Annotated in this window: 7 protein-coding genes; 3 read left to right on the top strand and 4 right to left on the bottom strand. The window is 51.5% G+C overall.

The genetic code is table 11. The features are described 5' to 3' along the window. The coding region (locus ACSZPU_RS23770) for a hypothetical protein (RefSeq protein ID WP_499003959.1) at positions 1–242 on the top strand (242 nt) is incomplete at its 5' end. Between the two features lie 26 nt (positions 243–268). Here ACSZPU_RS23770 and ACSZPU_RS23765 read toward each other — a convergent pair. The 4 genes from ACSZPU_RS23765 to ACSZPU_RS23750 form a co-directional block, all read right to left on the bottom strand. Further along, complete coding sequence (locus tag ACSZPU_RS23765) at positions 269–715, bottom strand: regulatory protein RecX (RefSeq protein WP_437891817.1); 447 nt, start codon at positions 713–715, stop codon at positions 269–271. Between the two features lie 39 nt (positions 716–754). Beyond that, positions 755–2,098, bottom strand: a complete 1,344-nt coding sequence (gene mbeA / locus ACSZPU_RS23760) for a plasmid mobilization relaxase MbeA (protein WP_499003955.1) — start codon at positions 2,096–2,098, stop codon at positions 755–757. Then, positions 2,088–2,411 (bottom strand): MobC family plasmid mobilization relaxosome protein, encoded by a 324-nt coding sequence (locus ACSZPU_RS23755; RefSeq protein WP_499003961.1) that lies wholly within the window; start codon positions 2,409–2,411, stop codon positions 2,088–2,090. The genes mbeA and ACSZPU_RS23755 overlap by 11 nt, the downstream gene beginning before the upstream one ends. A gap of 850 nt (positions 2,412–3,261) precedes the next feature. Next, positions 3,262–3,435 carry a YdgH/BhsA/McbA-like domain containing protein gene (locus ACSZPU_RS23750; RefSeq protein WP_437891818.1) on the bottom strand — a complete coding sequence of 58 codons (174 nt, stop codon included), beginning with the start codon at positions 3,433–3,435 and terminating at the stop codon, positions 3,262–3,264. Between the two features lie 207 nt (positions 3,436–3,642). Between ACSZPU_RS23750 and ACSZPU_RS23745 the strand changes: the two genes are divergently transcribed. Together ACSZPU_RS23745 and ACSZPU_RS23740 are read left to right on the top strand one after the other, a co-directional pair. Then, entirely contained in the window at positions 3,643–3,852 is a 210-nt protein-coding gene (locus ACSZPU_RS23745) for a DNA polymerase III subunit theta (RefSeq protein WP_437891815.1), read from the top strand. A gap of 274 nt (positions 3,853–4,126) precedes the next feature. Continuing rightward, positions 4,127–4,318, top strand: a 192-nt coding sequence (locus ACSZPU_RS23740) for a hypothetical protein (RefSeq protein WP_499003952.1), incomplete at its 3' end; no start/stop codon positions are given.

Raw genomic sequence — 4,318 nt, 5'->3', positions numbered from 1 at the left:
CCCTTCAACAACAGCATGAACAGCAGAATATGACGAAATTCCGGCTAGGTGACGTGGTTCGCTTCGCTAATAATGGTCAAAAAAAAGTCACGGGAATCATCATCCGTTTCAACAAAAAAACAGTGTCAGTACACTCAGAAACAGGTGGACAATGGACGGTATCACCGAACGTCCTTACCTTAATAAAACGACAAGTAATCAGCGATGAAGCAAGGAAAGAAACGTCACTTATCGTTAGCTGAATTGGCTGACACACTGAGCGTAAGCGTTAGTCTTCCGGTGGTGCGATAGCTTCGATGATCATATCCATCGAAAAACCACGACTTTGCAGGAACCGAATCTGACGCCCTTTTTCTCTGGCATCGGAAGGATAACCATCACCAAATTTTTTAATCCGGCATCCTGATGCCATCTGAAACCAGTCCACATCACAGTCTTTTATTGTCTTTTCAGTCACCTCCTGATCGATACCTTTCTGTCGAAGCTCCTGCCTGATACGGGTCGGGCCATACTGTTTTCGCAAAAAACGGGACACCATATTTTCAGCAATACGCTGATCGTTCAGATATTTGCTGTCACAAAGACGGACAATGACAGTTTCCACAGTCATCCCGTCATCCGTCATATGATGTAAAGCCCTGCGCATTTCGCCGTTGCTGTAATCCTTACGGGCAAGAAGAGAGACTGCGTGTTCATAAAGTTCATCCGGCTTCATTAATTTTCCCTCGTTTTATGTTCAGCCATATAACGACGTTTAACCCAGCGAAGGGGCATCGTAAGTTTTCTGATGCTGCTCCACCAACTCCTGCACCCGGTGTGCTTCAATAGTGTTTAGCCTATCGACAATCGGCGCAGCTGCTCGCTCAAACTCTCCACCTGCCTGCTCAAGACTGTGACGCGCTCGCTCAGCGCCGCGTTCTCCCGTTGCATAAGACCAGACATCGTCCGCCATTCCGCGAAGGCGTTCTCCCACTCGTCCAGCCCTTTCGAGTAGTCCTGCTGTAGCTGCTCTAATGCGCTCAATAATTGTTTTTCCAGCTCCGTCATGCTGCTCTACTCCTGTACCAATCTGATGCCGTTCTTCCTGCCGCTGTCGAACGTCCAGTTCGTGTCCGCTTTCACGCCCTCCGGCAACACCAGAAAACGCCCCTGATTGTCTTCCTGGTATCTCACGCCCCACGTCTAGCTGACCATGCGCAGCATCCCTTTGGTTCGCTGGCTCATGGCTGAGGACAGCTTCCGGTCGTGGTCGAGGATGGCGACGCTGATTCTCTTCTCGCTTTCGCTCAGTTCCACTCTGACAGACTTCTCGTGCTCGCTGAATGCGGCTTTCAGCATCTCGCCGGTAGTCTGCTGCTGCGCTTTCGATTTCTGCTCTAAGTCCTTCGCCAGCGTTAAAAGACTGTTCATAGATGGCTCCCTTCAGTCGGATGTTTCGCCCCCCGTCCGGGTCGGCGATGCTGATGCTGCTTTTCGTGGTGCGTACCACCTCAAAACCTGCGCTTTCCAGCGCCTCAGTGACGTCCTGACGCGTTTTCAGTTCCCCGGATGAGGCTAAGGCCAGTAAACCACGCGTAATCGCCTGGGTGGCTTCCTGCTTCGTTTCCGGCAGCGCGGACGGCGTGACCAGCGCCCGTCGGTTTTCCGGCGCGTTCGGGTCATGCAGCCCCAGCCTGCCGTTCACGATGGTCTGCCAGGCATCAATGCGCGGACGGTCGGCGCGGTCGTAATACGGCTGGAGACGCCTGCCGGTCAGCAGCTCCGTGTTCGGGATCAGGAAGTTCAGCTCCAGCCGCCCCTTGTCCAGGTGCTCAACCCACAGCACGCTGTACTGGTCTTTATCGAGTCCGGGCATCAGAACCCGCTCGAAGCTCTCCATCAGCTTTTCACGCTGGCCGGACCGTAAATCCTGTTCGGCAAAGGACAGGACGCCGGAGGTGTATTTTTTGGCGTAGGGCGAGGCGTCGATAAGCTCCCGGACTTCCTCCGGCTTCCCCTGCAGAACGCTGGCACCTTCGCGCTGGCGGTCTTTTCCCAGCAGATAATCCACCGGACCGGCACCACCGCCGCGACCTCGCGGGTGAAACTTAACGATCATCGCCTGCCCCCTTTTCCAGCACGGAATGCCGCAGCCGCTCGAGTCCGGCATCGATGGCCATCAGCGCGGCGACGACCTGCACGCGGTCGTGCCCGCTGCCGCCACCGCCGTTAACCTGCCGGGCAATCTGGTTAAGGTTGTTCCCCATGCCGGCAAGCTGACGAAGCAGCGCCGGTGAGAGCGACGGAAGTTTGCCGGCGCGGGCGGGCTTCTCGTCCAAGCACGTCTGCCGCATCCAGGCTGCGAGCTGTTTACCGTCGCAGCGTTCCAGCAGACGGCGGTGTTCATCTTCGGTCACCCACATCGTGAGCATTTTGCTACGTTTGTTTGCCAATCCGGCCTCCTGATAACGCCGGGACGGGCGGGAAATCTTTTCCCGGTCGGCACGGTGTTGGACAAGCCGCAGGCGCTTAAGTGGCTTTGCGGGTTTCGGGGCGCAGCCCTGAACCAGTCACGGAGCGCTAGCGGAGTGTATACTGGCTTAGTATGGTAAATCGAAGGGAGAATTCAGGGAAGTGCTTCCTGTGGCAGGTGAAAATGCAGCTCAGGGGCGTAGGTGCAACATGCGGGTAAAGTGAAATGACGCCTCCTCGCGCATTCGCTCACTGACGTTCGGTCATGAGGCTGCGGCGGGCGTTACTGAACTTATAAAGGGATGTTTTTGATTATCAGGCGATAAATGTACAAAAGCCCCGTGACATAATCACGGGGCTTCGGTACTCTAATTCTTCGCAGATACCTGCCAGGATCAGACGTAGCAATCCTATCCTAGCAGGGCTGGCTAGCATTGTCACTACCAGCTTAATACCATTCAACGACATTAAAATAATATCTGCACCTTAGACGCTCAGGTCTACGCCCCGGACTCCGGCAGGATAAACAGGCAAACGGTGGGTACGTAACTTAACCGCGAAAGAGTTAAGCTCTACCCCGTCTCGCAGTACGATAACTAGCACCTGATAAAAGAGCGAACAAGGCAGCAGTAAGCGGTGAAGTGTGATTGCTAAGGTCTGACACTTCACCCACACAATCAAGCCCGTTGCAAGGCAAGAAGAAACCTTCTAGATGAAGGTCGCGCCGCTCCCCATGGTTTTCTGATACCCACCATGGGGGCATTAGGTATCTATTGCCTGTTTATCTGAATCAGCTCTGTTAGCTACTGATTATTCGATAAGTTCAGCCGTCATATGAACTCGCTTATTCGTGTTAGCTTCCGTAATTTTGTAAGTGGCATTCTGCTCATTGGCGATTGACGCAACTTTGGCTTCGGCTTCGTCAAGAGTGGAGGCTGTAACAGAAATGCTCTTGGCAATGACTGGTGAAGCTACGATTACCATCACGAGAACACTGGCCTTTAATATTCTATTCATAATGTCTCCTCGTTCATTTGTGGTCAGTTAACCAGAATGAACATGAAGTTCTACTACGCTCCTTCTGGCCGTGATTCCAAAAAAGTCGGTATCCGACACAAACAGAAAACTTTTATCATCCTATAATAACTATAGTGATAGTAACTACAGTTAGTATGGGTTAATGGAGGAGTTATGCGTGACATAAAAAAATTAATTGACGAGCTGAGCACAAAAGGAACTGATTTCGCGGCCTCTACTTATGCTTTTATAGAGCGGCAAGGTAATGATATGTCATCAATAAATATTGATGACATAGTCACAAAAGAAGAGAGGGAGCTTTTTAATAAGAAACTGGAACACTACAGAAGTGTTTACAAAAAAAAGGATTCAACAGTCTTGTAACCACTACAACCACCGACAAGGTGGATATTTTGAGGCGTGAAGAGAGCAAGACACGCCACGTGTAGCACATGGCTGATTTACCATAACACCCGTTGTCCGCACCGCTGAAACGGCCTCAGCGCGATTCTGAGGTCTGAACCGTGAAAATACACGCCTTGCCCCACAAAAACAGCGCACAATGGCGCTGGTGAGTTTTGCGGGTATGCATGGTTATGCATAACAGTGACGGAGCTAAAGTTTCGGGCTAAATTTGTCACCACATGGCTAAAACTTAATGTCTCGTAATCAAAAAAATGGCAGCAGGCCAAATCAAAAACCACTTATCGTCAGTACTCTGAGCGAAAGAGAACTACGAGCACTGAATCAGTGTATTATCGAACTTCTCCGAACCCTTCAACAACAGCATGAACAGCAGAATATGACGAAATTCCGGCTAGGTGACGTGGTTCGCTTCGCTAATAATGGT

It is taken from the genome of Phytobacter sp. V69, from assembly GCF_965644215.1.
In the GTDB taxonomy this organism is placed as follows: domain Bacteria; phylum Pseudomonadota; class Gammaproteobacteria; order Enterobacterales; family Enterobacteriaceae; genus Phytobacter.
Note: the sequence above shows the minus strand (reverse complement) of the source record. Positions and strands in the feature narration are given on the sequence as shown.